This is a genomic window from Pseudomonas sp. R2-7-07 (genome assembly GCF_003852355.1).
GTDB lineage: Bacteria > Pseudomonadota > Gammaproteobacteria > Pseudomonadales > Pseudomonadaceae > Aquipseudomonas.
The window spans coordinates 4529930-4552909 of sequence record NZ_CP027759.1 but is presented as its reverse complement, the minus strand read 5'-3'; the positions used below and the strand labels follow the sequence as shown (position 1 = coordinate 4552909).

General features: G+C 60.9%; 19 protein-coding genes and 1 pseudogene. 7 read left to right on the top strand and 13 right to left on the bottom strand.

Going from position 1 to position 22980, the window contains the following annotated elements; all coding sequences use genetic code 11:
• Positions 1 to 211: 211 nt before the first annotated feature.
• Positions 212 to 1144, top strand: a complete 933-nt coding sequence (locus C4J86_RS20915; protein WP_124371717.1) for an iron-sulfur-binding ferredoxin reductase — start codon at positions 212 to 214, stop codon at positions 1142 to 1144.
• A 696-nt stretch (positions 1145 to 1840) separates the two neighbouring features.
• Positions 1841 to 3208 (top strand): group II intron reverse transcriptase/maturase, encoded by a 1368-nt coding sequence (ltrA, locus tag C4J86_RS20905; RefSeq protein ID WP_124370008.1) that lies wholly within the window; start codon positions 1841 to 1843, stop codon positions 3206 to 3208.
• Positions 3209 to 3678: 470 nt separating this feature from the next.
• On the opposite strand, the gene pyk is transcribed toward ltrA, so the two are convergent.
• Positions 3679 to 5130 carry a pyruvate kinase gene (gene pyk / locus C4J86_RS20895; RefSeq protein WP_124371716.1) on the bottom strand — a complete coding sequence of 484 codons (1452 nt, stop codon included), beginning with the start codon at positions 5128 to 5130 and terminating at the stop codon, positions 3679 to 3681.
• A 173-nt stretch (positions 5131 to 5303) separates the two neighbouring features.
• Here pyk and C4J86_RS20890 point away from each other — a divergent pair, with 173 nt between their 5' ends.
• Together C4J86_RS20890 and C4J86_RS20885 are read left to right on the top strand one after the other, a co-directional pair.
• Positions 5304 to 5678, top strand: coding sequence for a tol-pal system YbgF family protein (locus C4J86_RS20890; protein WP_124364211.1), 375 nt, complete (start codon positions 5304 to 5306; stop codon positions 5676 to 5678).
• A 205-nt stretch (positions 5679 to 5883) separates the two neighbouring features.
• The gene (locus C4J86_RS20885) at positions 5884 to 6243 is read left to right on the top strand and encodes a PilZ domain-containing protein (RefSeq protein ID WP_124364210.1); all 360 of its coding nucleotides are present in this window, start codon (positions 5884 to 5886) and stop codon (positions 6241 to 6243) included.
• Between the two features lie 57 nt (positions 6244 to 6300).
• Here C4J86_RS20885 and C4J86_RS20880 read toward each other — a convergent pair whose 3' ends face one another.
• The 6 genes from C4J86_RS20880 to C4J86_RS20855 are packed head-to-tail and all read right to left on the bottom strand — an operon-like array spanning position 6301 to position 12971.
• On the bottom strand, positions 6301 to 7632 hold the full coding sequence (locus tag C4J86_RS20880) for a DUF58 domain-containing protein (RefSeq protein WP_124371715.1): 1332 nt from the start codon (positions 7630 to 7632) through the stop codon (positions 6301 to 6303).
• A 7-nt stretch (positions 7633 to 7639) separates the two neighbouring features.
• Positions 7640 to 8638 (bottom strand): MoxR family ATPase, encoded by a 999-nt coding sequence (locus tag C4J86_RS20875; protein WP_124371714.1) that lies wholly within the window; start codon positions 8636 to 8638, stop codon positions 7640 to 7642.
• The gene (locus C4J86_RS20870; protein WP_124371713.1) at positions 8635 to 9792 is read right to left on the bottom strand and encodes a DUF4350 domain-containing protein; all 1158 of its coding nucleotides are present in this window, start codon (positions 9790 to 9792) and stop codon (positions 8635 to 8637) included. Before C4J86_RS20870 ends, C4J86_RS20875 begins: the two co-directional genes overlap by 4 nt.
• Positions 9789 to 11321: a DUF4129 domain-containing protein gene (locus tag C4J86_RS20865; RefSeq protein ID WP_124371712.1), complete on the bottom strand. Its 1533-nt coding sequence runs from the start codon at positions 11319 to 11321 to the stop codon at positions 9789 to 9791. The genes C4J86_RS20870 and C4J86_RS20865 overlap by 4 nt, the downstream gene beginning before the upstream one ends.
• Positions 11308 to 12282, bottom strand: coding sequence for a stage II sporulation protein M (locus C4J86_RS20860; RefSeq protein WP_124371711.1), 975 nt, complete (start codon positions 12280 to 12282; stop codon positions 11308 to 11310). Before C4J86_RS20860 ends, C4J86_RS20865 begins: the two co-directional genes overlap by 14 nt.
• Positions 12279 to 12971: an RDD family protein gene (locus tag C4J86_RS20855; RefSeq protein WP_124364204.1), complete on the bottom strand. Its 693-nt coding sequence runs from the start codon at positions 12969 to 12971 to the stop codon at positions 12279 to 12281. The genes C4J86_RS20860 and C4J86_RS20855 overlap by 4 nt, the downstream gene beginning before the upstream one ends.
• A gap of 166 nt (positions 12972 to 13137) precedes the next feature.
• Between C4J86_RS20855 and sbcB the strand changes: the two genes are divergently transcribed.
• Positions 13138 to 14565 (top strand): exodeoxyribonuclease I, encoded by a 1428-nt coding sequence (sbcB, locus tag C4J86_RS20850; RefSeq protein WP_124371710.1) that lies wholly within the window; start codon positions 13138 to 13140, stop codon positions 14563 to 14565.
• A gap of 90 nt (positions 14566 to 14655) precedes the next feature.
• Here the strand turns inward: sbcB and mvaT are convergent, their stop codons facing one another.
• Positions 14656 to 15030, bottom strand: a complete 375-nt coding sequence (gene mvaT, locus C4J86_RS20845) for a histone-like nucleoid-structuring protein MvaT (protein WP_003175830.1) — start codon at positions 15028 to 15030, stop codon at positions 14656 to 14658.
• A gap of 346 nt (positions 15031 to 15376) precedes the next feature.
• Here mvaT and purU point away from each other — a divergent pair, with 346 nt between their 5' ends.
• On the top strand, positions 15377 to 16225 hold the full coding sequence (gene purU, locus C4J86_RS20840) for a formyltetrahydrofolate deformylase (RefSeq protein ID WP_124371709.1): 849 nt from the start codon (positions 15377 to 15379) through the stop codon (positions 16223 to 16225).
• A gap of 116 nt (positions 16226 to 16341) precedes the next feature.
• Here the strand turns inward: purU and C4J86_RS20835 are convergent, their stop codons facing one another.
• The 5 genes and pseudogenes from C4J86_RS20835 to C4J86_RS27440 form a co-directional block, all read right to left on the bottom strand.
• On the bottom strand, positions 16342 to 17451 hold the full coding sequence (locus C4J86_RS20835) for a lysylphosphatidylglycerol synthase transmembrane domain-containing protein (RefSeq protein ID WP_124371708.1): 1110 nt from the start codon (positions 17449 to 17451) through the stop codon (positions 16342 to 16344).
• On the bottom strand, positions 17439 to 18191 hold the full coding sequence (locus C4J86_RS20830) for a DUF2334 domain-containing protein (RefSeq protein ID WP_124371707.1): 753 nt from the start codon (positions 18189 to 18191) through the stop codon (positions 17439 to 17441). Before C4J86_RS20830 ends, C4J86_RS20835 begins: the two co-directional genes overlap by 13 nt.
• Positions 18184 to 19296, bottom strand: coding sequence for a glycosyltransferase family 1 protein (locus C4J86_RS20825; RefSeq protein ID WP_164487802.1), 1113 nt, complete (start codon positions 19294 to 19296; stop codon positions 18184 to 18186). Before C4J86_RS20825 ends, C4J86_RS20830 begins: the two co-directional genes overlap by 8 nt.
• Before the next feature lie 108 nt (positions 19297 to 19404).
• The gene (locus C4J86_RS27445) at positions 19405 to 20169 is read right to left on the bottom strand and encodes a methyl-accepting chemotaxis protein (protein WP_372237509.1); all 765 of its coding nucleotides are present in this window, start codon (positions 20167 to 20169) and stop codon (positions 19405 to 19407) included.
• Between the two features lie 93 nt (positions 20170 to 20262).
• Positions 20263 to 21294, bottom strand: a pseudogene (locus C4J86_RS27440) (cache domain-containing protein); the annotation flags it as partial.
• A 205-nt stretch (positions 21295 to 21499) separates the two neighbouring features.
• On the opposite strand from C4J86_RS27440, the gene C4J86_RS20815 reads away from it, so the two are divergent.
• Positions 21500 to 22978 carry a helicase HerA-like domain-containing protein gene (locus tag C4J86_RS20815; protein WP_124371705.1) on the top strand — a complete coding sequence of 493 codons (1479 nt, stop codon included), beginning with the start codon at positions 21500 to 21502 and terminating at the stop codon, positions 22976 to 22978.
• Positions 22979 to 22980 lie beyond the last annotated feature (2 nt).

Below are 22980 nucleotides of genomic sequence, written 5' to 3'. Positions count from 1 at the left end.
GCGCTCCTCTATAAGGGAACATTCAATAAGGTGGCTTCAGTGAGGGTGCATCGGTCGGCTGAAACCACCTTTCCAAGGCACGCCACTGGTGCAGGCGCGACGCTAAAAAGGCGCGGCAGTATAACCCGGCACGGTGGCTGATACACCCGACTATGGTCAAACTGTCGCAGGCATGATTCCCTGTGCGCGCCCCTTGTGATTGAGTCCTTGTATGCCTGAACTGTACGTCGGCGAACGCCATTGGCCGGTGACTACCGGCAGCAACCTGCTGGACGCCTTGAACCAGGCGGGGGTGGCCGTGCCCTTCAGTTGCCGCGCCGGAAGTTGCCATGCCTGCCTGGTGCGTTGCCAGGGCGAGGTTGAAGACAAGCAACCTCAGGCGTTGAGCCCGGCGCAACGCCAGGACGGCTGGCGCCTGGCGTGCCAGTGTCGGGTGGTCGGCGACCTTCGGGTCGAAGCCTTTGACCCGCTGCGCGACGGCATGGCGGCACAGGTGGTGGGTGCGGATTGGCTGAGTCCGACGGTGCTGCGCCTGCGCCTTCAACCCGAGCGTGGCCTGAGGTACCGCGCCGGGCAGCATCTGGTGTTGTGGGCAGGGCAGGTGGCACGTCCCTATTCCCTGGCGAGCTTGCCCCAGCAGGACCCGTACCTGGAGTTTCATATCGATTGCCGTCAACCCGGGGCATTCAGTGATGCCGCTCGCCACTTCAAGATCGGTGATGCTTTAAACCTGGGTGAGTTACGGGGCGGGGCGCTGCAGTATGATCCCGACTGGCAAGCCCGGCCGCTGTGGCTGCTGGCCTCCGGCACTGGGCTGGGTCCGTTGTGGGGGGTGTTGCGTGAAGCGTTGCGCCAGGATCACCAAGGTGCGATCCGCGTCATTCACCTGGCTCATGATGCCCAGGCTCACTACCTGGCCGAACCCCTGACGGCGCTGGCCGCGCAGCATCAGAACCTTAAGGTGGAGTTGTGGACCGCAGATGAGTTGGCCCAGGCATTGGGGCAACTACGGCTTATTTCGCGGCAAACGCTGGCCTTAGTCTGCGGGCATCCTGACAGCGTCGAAGCCCTTTCCAAGCGCTTGTTTCTGGCAGGACTGCCGCGCAATCAACTGCTGGCCGATGTGTTCCTGCCTCGTGGTTGAACGACTGACAGTCGAGCACATGCTTTGCGGGTGTACGCGATTACCTGTGGGAGGGGGCTTGCCCCCGATGAGCATAGATATCTACACAACTTTGGCGTAGCCCTGAACCTGTGGCGAGGGAGCTTGCTCCCGTGGCGACCTGGCGGCCTATAGCTATCTGACTGATGCCGCGCGATCCAAATGTGGGAGGGGCGGTGCGACGATTCGACTTGCTCCCGATGGCGGCCTGACAGCCGACCAGGATGCTGGATCAGGGCGAGTACATATCCGTTGCTGCGGTAACGGCTGCTATGGGTTCCGCCCTTACGGCGTCTCACTTGTGCGCCCGGCATGGGCGCCATCTTGGAGGTGAAAGTCCTCTCGTAAGCTGGCCACAGCGAACGAAGCGAAGCGCAACTGCAGAAGGGTGACCGACTGTGGGGAGGAAGCGTGGAGCATAAACCTCGAGCCGAGGTACACGAATCGCATCTGAGGCGGATTCGGTCAGGGCGAGCAGCCAAGTGCCTGCGAAGCTCTTGTGGCCTAAAGGCCGGATACGTAAATGCGGCGGTTGTGAGGTGAAGGATGGCGTTCTTACCCGGGGAGATCTCGCCTCATGCCTGAAAGGGCGACGGTGTGAGCCGGAGCGAGAAGTCAGCAGAGGTCGTAGTAGCTGCTTGGCAGTGAAGGACCAAACGAGAAGAAAAGCGGTTTGACATGACGATACAGCAGGCCATGCAACAGATGCCCGGGCAACCGGGGCGGGAAGCGACGGCGAAGGGTGAATCTCCAAGCTGCGCGTCCAGCGTTGAAGCTGGCTGTCCGCGACATGATCCAAACCCCACAGGAGAGGGGCTGCTACAAGCAGCCCTTAGCAAAGAAAACTTACTGCTTGCCCTCAAACGGGTGCGTTCTAACAAAGGTGTTGCGGGTGTGGACGGTCTGACGATCGACGAAACCGTGCAACACCTGAAAACGGCATGGCCGGGAATACGCAGCCAGTTACTGGCAGGTGAATACCGGCCTGCTCCCGTGCGCAGGGTCCTGATCCCGAAACCGGATGGTGGCGAGCGCAAGCTTGGCATCCCGACGGTCACGGACAGACTCATTCAGCAGGCACTATTGCAGGTTCTCCAGCCGTTGCTGGATCCTGGTTTCAGTGAACACAGCTACGGCTTTCGTCCGGGGCGCAGCGCTCACCAGGCCGTTCTGGCGGCGCAGCAATATATCCATTCGGGGCGTCAGGTTGTGGTGGATGTCGATATCGAGCAGTTTTTCGATTGCGTCAACCATGACCTGCTGATCGCCCGACTGAGCAGGAGGGTGACTGATCGGGGCGTACTGTGCCTGATCCGGGCCTACCTGAACTGCGGGACGTTGATCGGAAAAGACGTAGTGATCAACAGGCAGGGGACGCCGCAAGGCGGCCCGCTTTCACCGCTGTTGGCGAATGTGGTGCTGGATGAAGTGGACAAGGAACTGGAACGAAGAGGTCATTGCTTCGTCAGGTATGCGGACGATGCCAATGTTTATGTACGCAGCCCCAAAGCCGGCCTGCGGGTGATGGCAGTGCTCCAACGCCTCTACGGTCGCCTTGGGTTGCGCATGAACGAAGGCAAGAGCGCAGTTGCCAGTGTGTTCGGTCGAAAATTCCTTGGGTACGGCTTCTGGCTGACACCCGACGGAAAGATCAGGCGCTGGGCAACAAACAAGGCACTCCAGGCTTTCAAACAACGCATCCGGGAATTGACTTCGCGTAACGGCGGTCGAAGCCTGGAGCAGGTCATTGGAAGATTGAGGCCGTACCTACTGGGCTGGAAGGCGTATTTCTGCCTGTCGCAAACCATAGCGATGTGGAAACGGCTGGATGGATGGATACGTCGAAGACTCAGGGCAATCCAGCTCAAGCAGTGGAAGACCGGCAGGACGACCTATCGTGAGCTGTGCAGGATGGGGGCGACCCCGGATCTAGCTGCGCAAATAGCGGTGGATAGCCACAGGATCTGGCACAACAGCGCCGGGCTGATTCATAGCGTTCTGACGGTCGCGTGGTTTGATCGGCTGGGGCTTCCCCGCCTCAGTTAACCTGAACTTCTCGAACCGCCCGGTGCGGACCCGCATGCCGGGTGGTGTGGCAGGGGAGCGGCCAGATGGCCGCCCCCTATGCCGATTTGAAAAGCGCAAAAGTAAGCAAAACGCTCTTGCCCCACCACTCGGCACCTCGCTTAGGCTCGGTGTGCCCGTAATCCGACAGCGATTTGGGGGGCCGCCGCCACGCGCCATCCATGGCGCGGGGCGGCTAAACCGGCATCCCTGCCGGTTTACCCCCCAAATCACTGTCGAATTCCGGCCAGCGTGGTTTAACGGGGCGCTTAAGATCAAGAGCAAGATCAAGAGCGGCTCGCTTCGCATCGTGGTTACTGTTGGCTGCTACAAAGTTGTGTAGATACCTATGCCCCGATGAGGCCTGATGGTTCAACACCTCAACCGGCATTTGAAATGCAAAAAAGCCCCGCCATTCTCATGGCAGGGCTTTTGTTTTTTCAGCGTGTCACTCAGAACTGCGGGTCGCCCACGTGCAGGATCTTCATGCCATTGGTGCCGCCGGTGGTGTGATAGCTGTCGCCCTTGGTCAGGATGACCCAATCACCTTTCTCGACGACGCCGCGTTTGACCAACTCGTCGATAGCTTTCTGGCTGACTTCGTTCGGGGCCAGCGAAGCCGGATCGAACGGAATGGTATAGACGCCACGGAACAGCGCCGCACGGGCCTGGGCTTCGCGGTGGGGGGTGAACGCGTAGATCGGCACCGACGAGCGGATGCGCGACATGATCAACGGCGTATAGCCACTTTCGGTCAAGGCGATGATCGCTTTAACGCCTGGGAAGTGGTTGGCGGTGTACATGGCGGCCAACGCGATGCTCTGGTCGCAGCTCTCGAATACCTTGCCGATGCGGTGGCTGGAGGTCTTGCTGGTGGGGTGCTTTTCAGCACCGACGCAGATACGCGCCATGGCCTGGACGGCCTCCAGCGGGTACGGGCCAGCGGCACTTTCAGCCGAGAGCATCACGGCGTCGGTGTAGTCGAGCACGGCGTTGGCCACGTCGGACACTTCGGCGCGGGTCGGCATCGGGTTCTGGATCATCGACTCCATCATCTGGGTCGCAACGATCACCGCTTTGTTGTGGCGGCGTGCGTGCAGGATGATCTTCTTCTGGATACCGATCAGCTCGGCATCGCCGATTTCCACGCCCAGGTCGCCACGGGCAACCATGACGGCGTCGGAAGCCTTGATCAGGCCGTCAAGGGTTTCGTCATCAGCCACGGCTTCGGCACGTTCGATCTTGGCCACCAGCCAGGCGGTACCACCGGCTTCGTCGCGCAGTTTACGCGCGTATTCCATGTCGGCGGCGTCGCGCGGGAAGGACACGGCGAGGTAGTCGACTTCCATTTCGGCGGCGAGCTTGATGTCGGCCTTGTCTTTTTCAGTCAGGGCCGGTGCCGTCAGGCCACCGCCGCGACGGTTGATGCCTTTGTGGTCGGACAGCGGGCCGCCGATGATCACGGTGCAATGCAGTTCGGTCGGGGTAGCGGTGTCGACGCGCATTACCACGCGACCGTCGTCCAGCAGCAGTTCGTCGCCGACGCCGCAGTCCTTGACCAGATCCGGGTAGTCGATGCCTACGACGTCCTGGGTGCCTTCGGTCAACGGATGGCTGGTGGAGAAGGTGAATTTGTCACCGATCTTCAGCTCGATCCGCTTGTTGGCGAATTTGGCGATACGGATCTTCGGGCCTTGCAGGTCACCCAGCAGCGCCACGAAGCGGCCGTGTTTGGCGGCCAGGTCCCGCACCAGCTTGGCGCGAGCCTTGTGCTCGTCCGGGGTGCCGTGGGAGAAGTTCAGACGGGCAACGTCCAAACCAGCCAGAATCAGCTGTTCGAGGACTTCCGGCGAGTTGCTGGCCGGGCCAAGGGTGGCGACGATTTTGGTACGACGGACGGACATGCACAGACTCCTGAGTTCAAGCGCTGGGGAAGGCTACTATGCTCTTTCGTTGTAGTCATTGTTCGTTTGCACTACTTATCGACGATCGGCTTGTTTTTGCTGCAGTGGAAAGGTGAACGCCCTTGAAGATTTTGGACGATAGGTCGATACACTGCACAAGACAGGAGAACCCCATGCGAATTTTGCTCGTTGCTGCCCTGGCCGTCAGTGTTGTCGGCTGCACCCGCTGGTCGATGGACCATCATTTGAACAACGCTTACCGCGCCTATGGGGTGGGTGACTGCGCACGGGTCACCCTGGAATTGTCCCAGGTAGACCGTGAAAGCCGCACCCGCCGCTATGTGCAGCCCGAGGTTTCGATGTTGCGCGGGCAGTGCCTGGAGCGCCAGAAACTGTTCGTCGATGCTGCGCAAACCTACCAATTCATCATCAGCCAATACCCATCAAGCGAGTACGCTTACCGAGCCCAAGCCCGGCTCGATACCCTGCGCCAGCTGGGGCATTTCTCTGGCGTGACCGCGGCGCAACCACGGCCGGCGTCTTTATGATGGCATTCGTCGCTTCATAACTGGCCTCTTTCCAGTCTTGGGTTATTCTTTGAATAGATGTTTGTACAACTTTCTGTTCAAAAGAATGTAATGCCCGGATTCGGCAGCTGTCTCGTGGCAACGATTTCTTGTCACACCGATATCCAGGGAGAGCGAGCGATGGGCTTGTTCCGAATCACTGGCTTTATTGGATGGCGACCTCACCATGTTTATCGAACGACGGATCGAACGGCATCAGCTACCTTATTTCCTGCAGGTGTTCAATCGGCTTACGGACAAGCCAATCGGCTATCTGGGCGACGTTTCTGAAGAAGGGCTGATGCTGATCAGTCAGTTGCCAATGATGATCGGCGCAGATTTTGAGCTGCGCCTGAAGATTCCAGGGCCGGACGGCGAGTTCCAGGCTGTTGACCTTACCGCGACCTGTTTGTGGAGCCGTGAAGATGTCAACCCGCAGCATTACGACTCGGGGTTCCGCGTGCGTCAGGCGTGCGAAGAATACGCGCAACTGATCAGCGCCTTGTTGCATTACTTCAGTTTCGATCCTTTACAGGCCCCCGTTTGACTATCATCTGCAGTCGGCCATGGGGGACCTGTGTCTACCGTGGCCGTGCGCTTGCCGTCAGAACACCCCGGCTTTTTTCCAGTGCAGGTAACGTGTCACCAACGCGGCGCCCAACTCTGACGGCAGGCTATCCAACACCGACAACCCATGAGCGCCCAGGCGATCATGCAGTTGGTTGCGCATGTTGAGGTAGTCAATCGCGCCGCTGTAAGCCAGTGCTTCGGGTAGGGTTTGTACCGGGGCCTGGCGCAGTTGGTCGAGTACTTCCTCTCGCAGACTGGCGACCAGTACCCGATGGTGTCGACCGATCCGCTTGATGGCACTCATCAGTGCTTCATCGTCTTCATCGCGCAGGTTGGTCACCACGATCACCAAGGCGCGGCGCTTTTGCCGAGCAAGCAATTGGCTGGCGGCGGCTTCATAGTCAGCGGTCTGGCGTGTGCTTTCCAGGTCATAGACGGCATTGAGCAAGACGTTCAATTGGCCGCTGCCCTTGACCGGCGCCAAGTAACGCGGCTGGTCGCTGGCAAAGGTACAGAGCCCGACTGCATCGCCTTGGCGCAAGGCGACATAACTCAGCAACAGGCAGGCGTCCAACGCGTGGTCGAAGTGGGACAACTCGTCGTCCTGGCTGCGCATGCGTCGGCCGCAATCGAGCATGAATACAATCTGCTGGTCGCGCTCATCCTCATACTCGCGGGCAATCGGCGTGCGCTGGCGTGCCGTGGCTTTCCAGTCGATCTGACGCAGGCTGTCACCGTCGCGAAATTCGCGTAATTGATGAAACTCCAGGCCTGGTCCGCGCCGCTGGTGCTGACGTACGCCCAGTTGACTCAGCCAGTTATCCACACCCTGCAACCGGGCACCGGATAAACGCGCGAAGTCCGGATACACGCGAGTGGCATCCGAGGCTTCGATCCAGCGTCGCGCCGACCACAGCCCCAAGGGGCTGGGCAAGTGGATTTCGCAGCGGCTGAAATTGAAATGCCCACGTCGCAGGGGGCGCACGCGATAGCCCAACTCGCCGCGCTCACCGGGGCGCAGTGAGATGGATTGCGGCAGGTTATCCACTACCAGTCCTTCGGGCACGTGATCGAACACCAGCACGGTCAGCGGCTGTGGATAATCGTGTTCCAGTGACAGGCGCACTTCTCCCCAGCGCCCCAGCGCCAGGCTACCGGGCAACATCCGCTGTACACGTGCCGAAGGGCGGCGGCGCAAGCGCATGGCATCCAGCATCGCCAGCAACAGCAGGGCCAACAGCAGGCCCCAGGCGATTGCGTGCAACGTATCAGGCACCTTGAACTGCAACGCCGCCGACGCGCCCAGCAGGATATCGAGGGCCATCAGAACACCCAGCCAGGTCAGGAGCAGACGGGTCGGTTTCATGCCGGCGTTACTGCCTGGGGGCCGCGATCTGGTCGAGCAACTGCTTGATCACCTGGTCCACCTCCAAACCATCGATATCCAGCTCCGGCGAAAGACGCACTCGGTGACGCAGTACCGCCAGGGCGCAACCCTTGACGTCATCCGGGATCACGAATTCGCCGCCGCGCAACAGCGCCCGCGCACGGGCGCCGCGAACCAGGGCGATAGACGCTCGTGGACCGGCACCGATGGTCAGGCCCGGCCAACTGCGCGTCGCCCGCGCCAGGCGCACGGCATAGTCGAGGACCTGTTCATCCAGAGGCATGCCGCTGGCAATCTGCTGCATCTGCACCACGTCTTCGGCTTGCAGCACGGTGCGCAAAGGCTGCACATCGAGCATGTCGGCCCTGGACGAGCGGGTCACTTCGCGCACCATATCCACTTCCTGTTGCGCCTCGGGATAGTCCATGCGCACCTTGAGCATGAAGCGGTCCAGCTCGGCTTCGGGCAATGGGTAGGTGCCTTCCTGCTCGATGGGGTTCTGGGTGGCCAGCACCATGAACGGCTCGCCGATGGGCAATGCCTCGCCCTCCAGGGTGACCTGGCGCTCCTGCATGGCTTCGAGCAGTGCCGCCTGGGTTTTGGCCGGGGCGCGGTTGATTTCGTCGGCGAGCAGCAGGTGAGTGAATAACGGCCCCTTGCGCAGCTTGAACTGTTCGGTCTGCAGGTCGTACACCGCGTGGCCGGTGACATCGCTGGGCATCAGGTCCGGGGTGAACTGGATGCGGGCGAAATCACCGTCAAAACAACGGGCCAGCGCACGCACCAGCAACGTTTTGCCAAGGCCGGGTACGCCCTCGAGCAACACATGGCCACCGGCAATCAATGCGGTGAGTACGTCATCGATCACCGCGTCCTGGCCAATGACTGCCTTGCGCAATTCAACGCGCAGGGCCTGGGCCTGTTGGCTGGCGTATTGAACGTTTTTTTCGGCGTTCAGGGCTGTGGCCATTGGAGAGTCGCTCATAGGGCATTCCTGAGGGTTTGCAGGCACGCCACCTGTCGGCTGAAGTCGGCGCTGGACAGCCGTTTCAGCGCAGGTGCGCCGAGTGCCTGGCTGATGATAGGGGAAGGTTGTCGCGTCAGAAGTGCCAGCACCTGGCATTGTTCTGCCGTGTCGAGGTGTTCAAAGCCGGGGTGGCGTCGTCGGGCGGTGCGCAGGAGGTCGTGCTGCAAGGCCTGCAGTAATGCACCCTGGCCGTTGCGGCGTAGCAGGAAGTCGGCGCTGGCGCGCAAATGCTCTTGCAGCTGTCGACGCGCCTTGGGCACGGGTGCCCGAATCGGGCCCTGGCGCATGCCGGCTTGCCAGAGGGCCAGGGCAATCAGTGCAACAAGCGCGACAAGGGCCTGGGGGAAGTAACGGATCAGCAGGGTAAACAGGTTGTCCACGTCGCTGTTGAACAGCAGCGTGACGTCGGTACCCTGGTTCAGGTACCACAGCAGCCAGGCGTTGTCGTGTTTGCCGATGCTCGGGGTTTTCCACAGGTCGCTGTCGGTGATCACCGTGACGCGGCCCAGCCCCAGGTCCAGTTGCATCAGGTGGCTGGACTTGGCGCTGTTGGCTGAAAACTGCGCAAGGTGCCGGGGGTCGATAAGGTTGAAGTCGGTATCGAAACTGAAATAGGCCGGCTTGGTTTCATTGTCGACATACAGTTTGGTGAGGTCTGGCGCGCTCTTTTTGCGCGGTGGCGCCGGCTCGTCGAAGTCATCACTCAAGGCCTGGCGAAGCTCGAGACGATCAAGCAGCAGGTCGCCGCTTTTGCCGGTTTCTTCATCCCATAACGCTTCGGCCACCAGTAGCAGGTGGCCCCCGGCTTTGGCCCAGGCCAGCAACTGTTCGACCTGGCGTGGGGTCATGTTGCCGCGTTCTCCCAGCAACAGCAGGCTATGGCCTGGGGCAGGCAGGTCGGCAAGCCGCTCAAGGCCGTTGGCATGCGCTACCGTCAAACCTTGCTGGCCCAGGAAATGCTCGGCCGCGAGGTAAGGATTAGCCAGCGCGTCCGGCGCCGGGCCGTGATCCACAACCTCCTCATAGGGAATTGCCTTGTGCCAGGCATACAGACCGCCCACTCCCAACAGGCAAGCCAGCAGCAGGGCCATCCACAGTAAGGGTCGCTTCATTGGCTGGCCCCCCCACTGAAGAGTGCGCGCCAGTCGCTGCAGAGCTTTTGCTGGGCTGCGCCGGGAGGCAGCCGGTGGCCATAGGCGAGGTTTTGCCAGTGCCGGGTCAACTCGTGACTGAATGCCAGCAACTGCGGTTGCTGCAACTGATGGACGCGCTCCAGTACCTGGCCCTCGGTGTCGGCACTTTTGAGCGGCAGGTTGAACTCATGCAGCAGCCGGCTGAGCAGGCCGCGATACAGCAGGCCAAGGGCTTCCCTCGGTTGGGTGGGCCACAGTTGTTCGGCGGTGCTGGCGATGTCGTCGGGCAACGTCTCGACCCCCAGCTCCAACCCGAATAACTGGGCAGGCGCAGGTTTTGCGGCGTTGGGGCGAGGTTGCCGCCTGCGGCTGACAAACGTGCGCAGCCATTCACGGTAGCGCCACACCACCCAGGCCAGCCCGCCGATCAGCAAGCCCCATAGCAGTATCTCCAGGCCTTGGGCCACGTGCTTGAAGGTGTTGCTGTTGAGGTTGTCGAGCAAGTGCTGGAGCCAGCCAGGTAGCTTACCGTCGCCGCCCTGGGCTTTGGGGGCAGTGGCGGGTTTTTCTTCGCCAAAACGATAGCGGGTGACGGTTTGCGGATTCTTGAACGGCGGTTTTTCCAGTAATGCCTTGATCGATTGGCTGGCCGCCTGGGTGCTGAGCGGCTTTGGATCAGCCGGTTCATCCGCCATCGCCATTGGGCTCAGTTGCGCCAGCGTCAGCCCGACGACCAGCAGCAACAGCGGCGCGACACTGCTCAGGCGTTGGCGCAATCGGCGAAACACCAGCTCCAGGTCCCAAGCCTCCAGGACGGTGCGACGGTTGAGATACAGGCTGAAACCGCAGGCGACGTAGATGGGTTCCCAGAACACCAGGATCAGCGCATAGAAGGCATTACTCAGGTGCTCCAGCCATAGACCCTGCGGGCCGGTCGCCAATGCCAGCCGCTGCCAGTCCCAATCCAGTTCGACCTGCTCCGGGATGAATAGATAGAACAGCGCCATGCAACCGAACCACAGGCCGATTTCCAGGTGCACCCCGATGATCGTCAGCCAGCGCGCGCCACCCGCGTTGCGCTGTTGCAGTACGCCCAGGCGCTGTTGACGCGCTTGACCCTCCAGGCCTTCAAGCTGGCTCACGGGCATCACGAAGCTGCGGCTCAGGCTCAGCCGGCGCCAGGTGAGGCTGGCGAGCAGTTGCCCCTTGAGCAGGCGCGGCCATTGGCGAACAGCTTGTTTCAGGCTTGGCGTTTCACCAAACAGCGCCTTGGAAAGAATGTACAGCGGCAAGCGCTCGAAGGCCGGCTTCAGCCACCAGAACAAGAAGATAGCGTAGGACGGGTACTGCCACAGCAGCGCAGTGAGCAGCACGAACACCGGCAGGCTGACCAGCGCCCAGCTGCTCATCAGCAATAGACGATGTTCCCGGGCCATCAGTACGCCGAGGTCCATGGCTTCCCAGGAGGTGCGGGGGCGGATGACCACGCTGGAGTCAGTCAGGCGCATGGCGAGTCCTGCCGGCGAAGATCAGATAGGCGGCCACGAACAGCCAAAGTGCGCTGCCCACGAGGTATTTGATCCAGGGCGCAATGCTCGTGGTGGATGACCAGTAGGCTTCGATGAATGCTGCGATCAGCAGCAATAACATGACCCCGCATAGCATCTGCACACTTTTGCGGGCCGCCAGGCGCAGGGATTCGCTACGTGCCAGGGGCCCGGGCGCGATCAGCGACCAACCCAGTTGCAGGCCTGCTGCACCGGCCAGTGCGATGGCGCTGAGTTCGAAGGCGCCATGACCGATCACGAACGACCAGAACGTCTGGCCGTAGCCGATTTCACTGAGATGCCCGGAAACCGCGCCGATGATCAAGCCGTTGAATACCAGGAAGAACACGCTGCCCAGGCCGAACAGCAAGCCGGCGGCAAAGGTCTGGAAGGCGATGCCGATGTTGTGCATCACGTAATAGCCAAACATCATCCAGTCTTCACTGGAAGCCCGTTCGGCCGCGCGCCCCAGGCGGCTGGCGGCGGGGTCGTACATGCTTTGCATCTCGGCCACTTGTTGCGGGCTGACGATGCTGTAGATCAGCTCGGGGAACAGGTACACCAGTAACCCGATGCCCAGCAGGCTACCGAAGAACAACAGGCTGGCAATCAGTACGAAGCGCCATTGTTCGCGTACCAGGCGCGGAAAACCGGCGAGGATGAACGCCAGTATATTGGCTGTCGTTTGACTGCGATGGCGATACAGTTGTTGGTGACCACGCAGCGCCAGTTGTTGCAGGTGGTCCACTAGGTAACTGCTATAGCCGCGCGCCTGGGCCAGGGCCAGGTGCTGGCACAGGCGTCGATATTGATAAGGGAAGTCGGTTGCCTCGCAGGCTTTGCCTTGCTCTACCTGTTTGAGCAGTTCGGCGAAGGTTTGCCATTGCTGCTGGTGGCGGCTTTCAAAAAGGCTCTGCTTCATGTCGGCCCCAACAAACCGTGGGCCACACCGTTGAGTTGCTCCACGGCGCGAGCCGGAGACACCTGCAAGGGCGCGGCGAGGATGGCAGCCAGTTCATGGACCCGCTCGGCAGACAATTCAGCCTGGCGTTCGGCGAAACCGAGTATGGCCCGCTGTTCGCTCAGCTCCAGTGCGAAGGGCAGGCGCAGGGCGGCTGCCTGAGGGATGCGCGGGCGGGCCGACGCCTGATCGCGGTAGACCACCAGCGTACCCGCTGCCAGGTCGCCGAGGCGCTTGAAGTGTGGATGTTGCAGACAACTGATGGCGCCGAAGAAGTAGCCGAAGGGCAGCATGTCGACAAAGCGCAGCAGGTTGCGGATCAGCGACGCCGACCAGCCAATGGGGGTGCCGTCGTCCTGTACCACCCGCAGGCCCATGACCTGCTTGCCGGGAGAGCAGCCCTGATTGAACACTTCGAACAGCACCATGTACCACCAGCTGACCAGGAACAGCAGCAGGGAGCCCAAGCCGAGCCCGAGGTTGCCAAGCAGCGCCAGGGGCACCAGCAGGACGCTCATGATCACGCCGCGCACGAGCAGGTCGAAGGCAAAGGCCACGGCCCTTGGCAGCAGGCCGGCAGGGCGCAAGGGCAGGTCGATACCCTCGGGGGTCTCGATCTGGTAGCAGGTATCCAGAGGAGCTGTTGGCATTGCGATCCTTGGCAGTGCAAAGCGACTGAGAGAGACGGATGCTAGCAGTGTCGAGGCTGGAAGCAACCCTTCAAGCTTTTGCTGGATGTTTGTCCAGTAAGGTATCGCTGGCCCCTGACACCTTGCAGCGCCTAGACTTTGCCGGTCTTCAGCACAGGAACAGCCCGTGACCTCTATTTTCTGGTACGACTACGAAACCACCGGGATCAACCCACGCAGCGATCGCCCGCTGCAGGTGGCCGGCATTCGTACCGACCTCGAGCTCAACGAGGTCGGTCCGCCGATCAATCTTTATTGCCAGCCAGGCGACGATATCCTGCCCCACCCGGCGGCGTGTGCGATCACCGGTATCACGCCGCAGGTCCTGGCGCAGAAGGGCCTTGCCGAAGCGGATTTCATGACGCGGGTGCATGCCGAACTGTCTGCCCCCGGTACGTGCGGCGCGGGTTATAACACCCTGCGATTTGACGATGAAATGACGCGCTACAGCCTGTACCGCAACTTTTTCGACCCTTACGCGCGCGAATGGCAAGGCGGTAACAGCCGCTGGGATCTGATCGATGTGATGCGTACCGCCTATGCCCTGCGCCCGGAAGGGCTTGTGTGGCCCGAGCAGGACGGGCGCGTGACGCTCAAGCTCGAGCGCTTGACCCAAGCCAATGGCATCGACCACGGCCAGGCCCACGATGCATTGTCTGATGTGCGTGCAACTATTGCCCTGGCGCGATTGGTGCGGGAGAAACAACCCAGACTGTATGAATGGCTGTTCCAGCTGCGCAGCAAGCAACGGGTGATGGACGAGGTGCGATTGCTGCAGCCGCTGGTGCACATTTCCGGACGCTTCAGCGCCGAGCGCCATTACCTCGGTGTAGTGTTGCCTCTGGCTTGGCACCCGCGCAATCGCAATGCATTGATTGTCTGTGACCTGGGGCTCGACCCGCAGGGCCTGCTCGAACTGGATGCCGACACGTTGCGCAAGCGCCTCTATACGCGGCGTGATGAACTGGCGGAAGGTGAGCTGCCGGTGCCCCTGAAGTTGCTGCACATCAACCGCTGCCCGGTCGTCGCGCCCTTGAAGGTGCTTCGCGCGCAAGATCGCGAGCGCCTGCAATTGGATATGGACGTTTATCAGGCGCGGGCGCTGCGACTAACTGACGCACAGGAAGTTTGGCGTGACAAGTTGGCGAGCGTTTACGCCGAGGAGGAATTTGCGCCGAATGCCGATCCGGAGCAGCAGCTCTACGAGGGTTTTATCGGCGACCGTGACCGACGCTTATGTGAACAAGTTCGCCTGGCAGAGCCGCTGCAACTAGGGCGTCAGCAATGGCCTTTCGATGATCATCGGTTGCCGGAATTATTATTTCGCTACCGCGCGCGTAACTTTCCTGAAACCTTGAACAATGAGGAACAACAGCGCTGGAGACTTTTCTGTCAGCAACGTTTGTCAGACCCGGTGTGGGGCGCACCCAATACCCTGTCGGCATTTAAGGCGGCGCGCCAGGAGTTGCAAAACAATGCGACAGCGTTTCAGTGCCAGGTACTGGGTGAATGGCAAGACTATGCCGACTCTTTAGCGGCTCGCCTGAGTCTGTAGCTGCATAACTGCAAAACATCCAGACAATAAAAAACGCCAGCAAGCTGGCGTTTTTAATGTATCGCGTATCGGGTGTGACGCCGACCAGGCTTAGCCCAGCAGGGTCGCCCAACCTTCAACCACGTCACCGCCCCACTTGGCTTTCCACTCTTTCAGCGTCTTGTGGTTGCCACCTTTGGTTTCAATCACTTCACCGTTGTGCGGGTTTTTGTATTGCTTGACCTTGCGAGCACGTTTGGTGCCGGTAGTTTTCACAGCGCCGCGAGGTGCTTTAACTTTCGATTCCGGATCCAGCAGTGCGATGATGTCACGCAGGGATTTGGAGTATTCGCCCATCAGGGTGCGCAGTTTGCCTTCGAATTCCAGCTCGGTTTTCAGCTTGTCGTCTTGCGACAGGTTCTTCAAACGGGCTTGCAGCTCTTTGATAGCTTCTTCGGTGGCGCGGTATTCGTTGATCAGGGACATGTGGACTACCTTATGTAGAACGCTGATTGACAGGGTGAGTGGCCTAATAATAGTCAGGCAATTTCACCAAGTAAACATTTAAGCAGCTATTTATGTGAATTACATTGAATGTTTGTGGCAATGCGCTGCAGTCGAGTTAATTATCAGGTGAGTGGCTGAGAATAATCAGCTTAATGCGGCTAAGTGCTGAGCTTAGCCGTGCACGTACATATAGCGGTGGTAAAACCTTACGCTATTAAGGGCTGTTGCCACGGCCGGGGCTCAGAATAAGCCGCAAGGAGTACTGCAGTTTTTCTGCGCAATCGCTAGAATGGCGGCCTTTGCGAAGTTCTGGAGTTTCCCCCTAATGCGCACTTTTCGGCTGGTGATTGCTTGCCCGGACCGGGTAGGCATCGTTGCCAAGGTCAGTAACTTTCTGGCTTCTCATAACGGTTGGATCACCGAGGCGAGCCATCACTCGGATGATCTCAGCGGTTGGTTCTTCATGCGTCACGAAATTCGTGCCGATACATTGCCTTTTGGTCTGGAAGCCTTTCGTGAGGCGTTTGCGCCGATCGCCGAAGAGTTTTCGATGACCTGGCACATCACCGACACGGAGCAGAAAAAACGTGTCGTCCTGATGGCCAGCCGTGAATCCCACTGCCTGGCGGACCTTCTGCACCGCTGGCACAGCGATGAGCTCGATTGCGAGATCGCCTGTGTGATCTCCAACCATGATGACCTGCGCAGCATGGTCGAATGGCACGGCATCCCGTATTACCACGTGCCGGTCAACCCGCAGGACAAGGAGCCCGCGTTCGCCGAGGTGTCGCGCCTGGTCAAGCAGCACAACGCCGATGTGGTGGTGCTGGCGCGCTACATGCAGATCCTGCCGCCGGAACTGTGCCGCGAATATGCCGGGAAGGTGATCAACATTCACCACAGCTTCCTGCCTTCGTTCGTGGGGGCCAAGCCTTATCACCAGGCGTCCCTGCGCGGCGTGAAACTGATCGGAGCGACCTGCCACTACGTCACCGAGGAACTGGACGCCGGTCCGATCATCGAGCAGGACGTGGTACGCGTCAGCCACAGCGACAGCATCGAAGACATGGTGCGTTTCGGGCGTGACGTCGAGAAGATGGTGCTGGCGCGCGGCCTGCGTTATCACCTGGAAGATCGCGTGTTGGTGCACGGCAACAAGACCGTGGTGTTCTGATCGACGCGTGTTGATTGAATAAGCGGGGGCCCGGGAGTAAAACTCTTCGGGCCCTTTTTTATTTCAGGACGCGACCATGACCGACCCACTCGATAAGGCGACTTCCAGGCCACCGGCTACCCTGGGCGAGGGGTGTCTGAGTCGCTACGACCCGGACGCGCTGGGTGCCGATGATGGTACTGACTTTCCTGGCGCTGCCCAGTTGTGGGAGCAGTTACAGGCACCTGAGAAGGCGCCTCCTGCCCCTGAAAAAGACGTTTGAGCAGCGGTTTGCCCACCATCAGCAAAAACACTGGCGCACCGGCCAGCAGATAGAAGTAGTAGGTCACTGCCCGCCAGATCAGAATTGCCGCCGCCGCCGTGGATTTGCCCACCATCGGCGCCAGCAATGCCGCCGACGTCAACTCCGCCGCCCCGGCCCCGCCTGGCAACAGGCTGAATTGCCCTGCGGTCAACGACAGCATCTGGATCAGGAAACTCCAGGCCCACTGCACATCACCCCCCAGGCCGCGCAGCGCCAGGTACAACACGCTATAGCGTAATAGCCAATGCAGGCTGGTCAGCGCAAACACCCCGAGCAGCGTGTGCCAGGGCAATTTCAGGGTTTGGGTGAATGCCGCCAGGAAGCGCAGCAACCGGCGAGCCCAGCGCCGACGGGTGCTGACACGCACGTGCAAGGCTTTGAGTGCCAACCCGGCCAGGCGAATCAGCCGACGATGAAAGCGCACCACCAGCAGGCCAACGACGACGCCACCCACCATCGACACGGCACTGAGCCCCAGCAGCCATTCCAGGCGCGGGCTGAGACTGTGGAACAGCGCATACAGCACGATGCCCACCAGTGCGCAGAGAAAAAACAGCAAGTCGCTCAGTTGGTCCATGGCGAACACCGCGCTGCCGTGGGCGGGTCGTATGCCATTGCGTGCCAGCAGGCCCATCAACGTCAGTGGCCCGCCGCTGCCCCCAGGCGTCGCACACATCGCGAACTCGGTCGATATCACCACGCCCAGGCTTTTACGCCATCCCAACCGGCCGCGCTGTTCGCCAAGCAACAAGCGCAGGCGCAGGCTGTTGATCAACCAGCAGCCGATGATCATGGCAAACATCGCCAGTAACTGGGGCAGGGGGAACTGCCGCAGGCGCGCAACGGTTTCGCCGCCCCCGAGCCACACGGGAATCACCAGCGCGACTATCAGCGCCAGCACCAGCCAGATCAGTCGGCGCATGGCAGCGTCGACAGCCAGGCGGCCTTGGTCCGTGGCGTGCGTCCGTCGTCGAGCAGGCGCTGCAGGGTTTGCAGCCAATAATGACGGGAAAACCCGTGGCGCATGTCCACGGGGTGCAAGCCGAGCCGAATCACCGGGGCCGTCTGCCAGCGCTGTTCGCGGCGGTCGCTGAGCACTTTGGACAGGCCACGGCGCCACGCACTGCGCGCGCTCCACACCAGGCCCGGGGCATGGATGCGTGTGAAGTCAGGCAGCCGATACAAATGCTGCGGGTCGCTGGTATAGCCGAGCGGCAACTGGCGCAACGCCAGCCGGGTGCCTTCGCTCATCAGCCAGGCGGGTGCGACAAACCCTTTCAGCGGCCACTCATTGCGCTGGAATACCTCAATGCCGTCAGTCAGGCGCTGCAACGCCTCGGCCTCGGACAACTGGTAGAACTCGCCCTCATGGGTATAGATGCGTCGCATGAACCATTCTTTTGGCGTGCGCGGCCGGGGTTGTTCGTCGCAGTGGTAGTAACCGTGCAAGGTCAGTTCATCGCCTCTGGCTACGCGACTATCAAGCAAGCGCCGGAAGTCACCGTGGGCGCCCAGGGCGTTATGGTGATGGAAGTCCGGGACGACCAGCCAAGTGATAGGGATATTGCCGATGGCATCGACGGCCTCGACAAAAGGCCGGTAATCGGCCCAGGTGTTCGGCGCCACATCGTGCAGCACCAGCATGACCGAACGTTCAGCCATGGGCGAGCATCGGTTTGTGCGTGCCCAGCACGGCGTGGTAGTGCCCTAAAAGGCTGTCCACCACCGCATCCCACGCGTACTGCTGTTCGACATGGCGCCGAGCCTGTTCCCCGAGGCGGCGACTGTCGGCGCCGAACAGTTCGCGTACCGCATCGGCCATCGCCTTGGGGTTGTTGGGCGCGCAGAGCAGGCCACAGCGCTCGTCGACGATCTCAGTGAAGGCGCCCGCCGCAACGGCGATCACGGGGATACCACAGGCCATGGCTTCCAGAATCACCAGGCCGAAGGTTTCCTGGTCGCCAGCGTGCAACAACGCGTCGGCGCTGGCCATCAAGCGGGCAACATGATTGGCCGGTACGAAGCCATCGACTACGGTGACGTTGTCCGGCACGCTGGCCGGCATGCCGGAGCCCACCAGCAACAAGTGGTAACCCTCACCCAGGCGTTTCATGCAATTGAGCAGCACCGGCAGGTTTTTCTCCTTGGAACCACGCCCGGCGAAAATCAGCAGCCGGGTGTCTTCAGCAATCCCCAGTTCGGCGCGCAGGCCGGGGTCGCGCACGGCGGGGGTGAAGGTTTGCAGGTCGACGCCCAGGGGTTGTACGAAGACGTTTTTCACCCCAAGCCCGGTGAGTTTGTCGGCCATCACCTGGCTGGGGGCCAGTACTCGGTCAAAATTCCCATAGAGTTTGCTGACATAGGCTTCGACGTTGGGGGTAAACCAGGCGCCCATGCGGTTACGCACCAGCAGCGGTAGATCGGAGTGGTAAAAACCGATGACTGGCACATCCAGCTGGCGCCGTGCGTCGAGGGCGGCCCAGGCGGTCAGGTACGGATCGCCGACTTCGATCAGATCAGGCTGTAAATCGTGCAGGACGTTTCGCCAAGGCGCCAGGCGCAGGGGGAAGCGATAACCTTTGCCGAAGGGCAGCGGTGGTGCCGGCACCTCGAAAATCCCGTCCCGCTCGCTCAAATGGGCGCCAGGCACCAACAGGCTGTGGCGAATCCCGGGCTTGAGCGCCAGGCGCCGGTGCTTGGCGTCCAGATAAGTGCGTACGCCACCGCTGGCCGGGGCGTAGAACATGGTTATGTCAGCGATATGCACGATGAACATCCCTCCGATCCATTGCTCTCTTAACGTGGACCTGAGCTAAGGATAGATGTTCGATCGGGATTGGCTGTGGGAGGGCGCAAGCCCCCTCCCACCATCGCCTCAGATGCGGAAGCTGCCCACCATTTGCTTCAAGCGTGCGGCTTGCCGTTCGAGGTCCGAGCAGGCGCGCAAGGTCGATTGCAGGTTTTCCACGCCTTCCTGGTTGAGGGTGTTGATTTCGGTGATGTCCATATTGATCGACTCCACCACCGAGGTCTGCTCCTCGGTGGCGGTGGCCACGGACTGGTTCATGCCGTCGATCTCGCCAATGCGCTGAGTCACACTGTTCAAGCGCTCGCCGGCCAGGTTGGCGATCTCCAGGCTGTCCTGGCTGTGGCGCTGGCTTTCACTCATGGTGCTCACCGAATCCCGGGCGCCGACTTGCAACTCCTCGATCATCTTCTGCACCTGTTGCGCCGATTCCTGGGTGCGATGCGCCAGGTTGCGCACTTCATCGGCCACCACCGCGAAGCCGCGGCCGGCCTCACCGGCACGCGCGGCTTCGATGGCAGCGTTGAGCGCGAGCAAGTTGGTTTGCTGGGAAATACTGGTGATCACTTCAAGAATCTGGCCGATATTCACCGTCTTGCTGTTCAGCGCCTCGATATTGGTGCTGGAGGCGCTGATCATGGTCGACAGCTGGGTCATTGCCTTGATATTGCGCTCTACCACCTGCTGGCCGTCTTCGGCCAAATGCCGCGCATCACTGGCCTGATTGGAGGCTTGCGCGGCGTTGCGGGCGATTTCCTGGGCAGCGGCGCCCAGTTGGTTGATGGCAGCGGCGACGCTGTTGGTGCGGTTGGCCTGTTCGTCTGAATTGACCATCGACGAGTTGGACGCGCTGACCACCCGCAGTGCCACTTCATTGACTTGCTCGGTAGCCGACGACACTTCGCGGATCGAGGTATGAATGCGCTCCACGAAACGGTTGAACGCAGTACCCAAGGTGCCGAACTCGTCGTTGTTCTGGATGGTCAGGCGTCGGGTCAGGTCGCCTTCGCCGTCGGCGATGTCCTGCATGGCTCGGGTCATCACGTGCAGCGGTTGCAGCAACACACGGATCAACATGCCCAGCAAGGCGATGATGATCACCACGGCGATGATGGTAGCGATGACCGCCGAGGTGCGAAATTCACTGAGCATGGCGAACGACTTGGCCTTATCCACCGAAATACCCAGGTACCAGTTCACCGAAGGCAGGCCCTTGATCGGGGTGAACGTGACGATATTGGTCTTGCCATTGGCCTGCACTTCGCTGAAGGCAGCGCTGATCTTCGGTGTGTCTTTCGGGTACACGTCAGCCAGAGTCTTCATCACCAGGGCCTTGTCCGGGTGCACCAGTACTTTGCCGTCGGCGCTGACCAGAAATGCGTAACCCATGCCGCCGAAATCCAGCGCGCCAATGTTGTCCACCAGGGTTTGCAGGCTCAGATCGCCGCCCACCACGCCGATGCTCTGGCCGGCCTTGGCACTCGGAGTGGCGATGGAAATAATCAGTTGCCCCGTTGCCGCGTCGATATAGGGTTCGGTCAAGGTCGAGCCGTTGCTGGTCTGGGCGCCTTTGTACCAGGGGCGAACGCGCGGGTCGAAACCGTCGGGCATCTTGGTGTCAGGGCGGATGGTGAAGGTGCCCTGGCTGTCGCCGACGTAGGTTGCCATGAACGACGATGTCAGCGCTTTCTGTTCCAGCAGGCTGGCAACCACCGATGGTTCGGGGTTGAGGGCAATATTCTGCGCGGCATTTTCTACCAGGGCGATGCGCCCGGTGAGCCAGGTCTGAATACTGCCGGCGGTGACGTCGCCCATTTCATGCAGGTAATTATCGAGGTCGTCACGGATCGCGTTGCGTTGGAGGTAGTCGTTATAGAGGGTAAATAACGCGAAGGCGGCGATGACGATAAGGGAGGCTGCAAGCAAAATTTTATGGCTGAAGCGCAGGTTTTTATTCATGGCTTGTAGGGTCCGCTAAGGTCTTGATATCCGAGGCGCGTCTTTAGGGGATGCGCAAAAATGGCAGCGTCAAAAAAAGGTGTGATACTTCTGGTGCTGGCGCCAGGGGGCTCTGTGGGAAATATCTGTCCTGTTTTTAGATTTTGTGGGTCTCACAGTGTCTGTATCGACCTGGCTGCATTAAAGATTAACCAAAGGTGACGAAATGCCTGACTCCACACAACTGCTTATCGGTGCCGGCCCAGACGGCCAGCCCATCGCCCAGCCCATGCGCCTGGCCAACCGGCATGGGTTGATCGCCGGCGCCACGGGCACCGGCAAGACCGTCACCTTGCAGCGCCTGGCGGAAGCCTTCAGTGATGCCGGCGTGGCGGTATTCGCCGCCGACATCAAGGGTGACCTGTGCGGCCTGGGCGCAGCGGCCAATCCCCAGGGCAAAGTCGCCGAACGCATTGCCGGGATGCCCTTCCTTAATTACGCACCGAAGGCTTATCCGGTTACGTTGTGGGATATCCACGGGCAGTCCGGTCATCCATTGCGCACGACCATCAGCGAAATGGGCCCGTTGTTGCTCGGCAGCCTGCTGGAACTCACCGACAGCCAACAATCGGCGCTGTACGCGACCTTCAAGGTGGCCGACCGTGAAGGCCTGTTGCTGCTGGACCTGAAAGACCTCAAGGCACTGCTCAACCACCTGCGTTATCACCCTGAACTGCTGGGCGACGATGCGGCGTTGATGACCACCGGTTCCAGTCAGGCGTTGTTGCGGCGCCTGGCGGTGCTGGAGCAGCAGGGTGCCGAAGCCCTGTTTGGCGAGCCGGCCCTGCAGCTCGAGCACATCCTGCAGCCCGCCAGCGACGGGCGCGGCCGTATCCACCTGCTGGACGCCAGCCGCCTGGTGCATGACGCGCCGAAGGTCTATGCCACGTTCCTGCTGTGGCTGTTGGCGGAGCTGTTCGAGCAGTTGCCGGAGCGCGGTGATGCCGAAAAGCCGCTGCTGGCGCTGTTTTTCGACGAGGCGCACCTGTTGTTCGCCGATACGCCCAAGGCGTTGCAGGACCGTCTGGAGCAGGTGGTGCGGTTGATTCGCTCCAAAGGGGTGGGGGTGTACTTCGTCACTCAGTCTCCGGGAGATTTGCCTGACACGGTGCTGGCGCAGCTGGGGCTGCGTATCCAGCATGGCCTGCGCGCATTCACCACCAAAGAGCAAAAATCCCTGCGGGCGGTGGCGGACGGTTTCCGCCCCAACCCGACATTCGATGCCTTGGCGGTGCTGACCGAGTTGGGCACCGGTGAGGCGCTGGTGGGTACCTTGCAGGAAAAAGGCACGCCGGAGGTGGTCCAGCGCGTATTGGTCGCACCGCCACAGTCGCGGATCGGGCCGCTCACCGAGGCCGAACGTGCGGCATTGGTCGCCAGTTCGCCGTTGCAGGGCCGCTATGACAAGCCGATTGACCGCGAGTCAGCCTACGAAGTGCTGATGGCGCGTAAAGACTTGGGGCCGACCGAGGAGGCCAAGCCGGCGACCGAAGAACCCAGCTTCACCGACAAAGCCGGTGCTTTCCTGGGCACCACGGCAGGCAAGGCGCTGAAATCCGCCATGCAGCAAGCCGCCAATCAGATGGGGCGGCAGTTGGTGCGCGGCTTGTTGGGCTCGTTGCTGGGCGGCAGCAAGCGCAAGTAAGG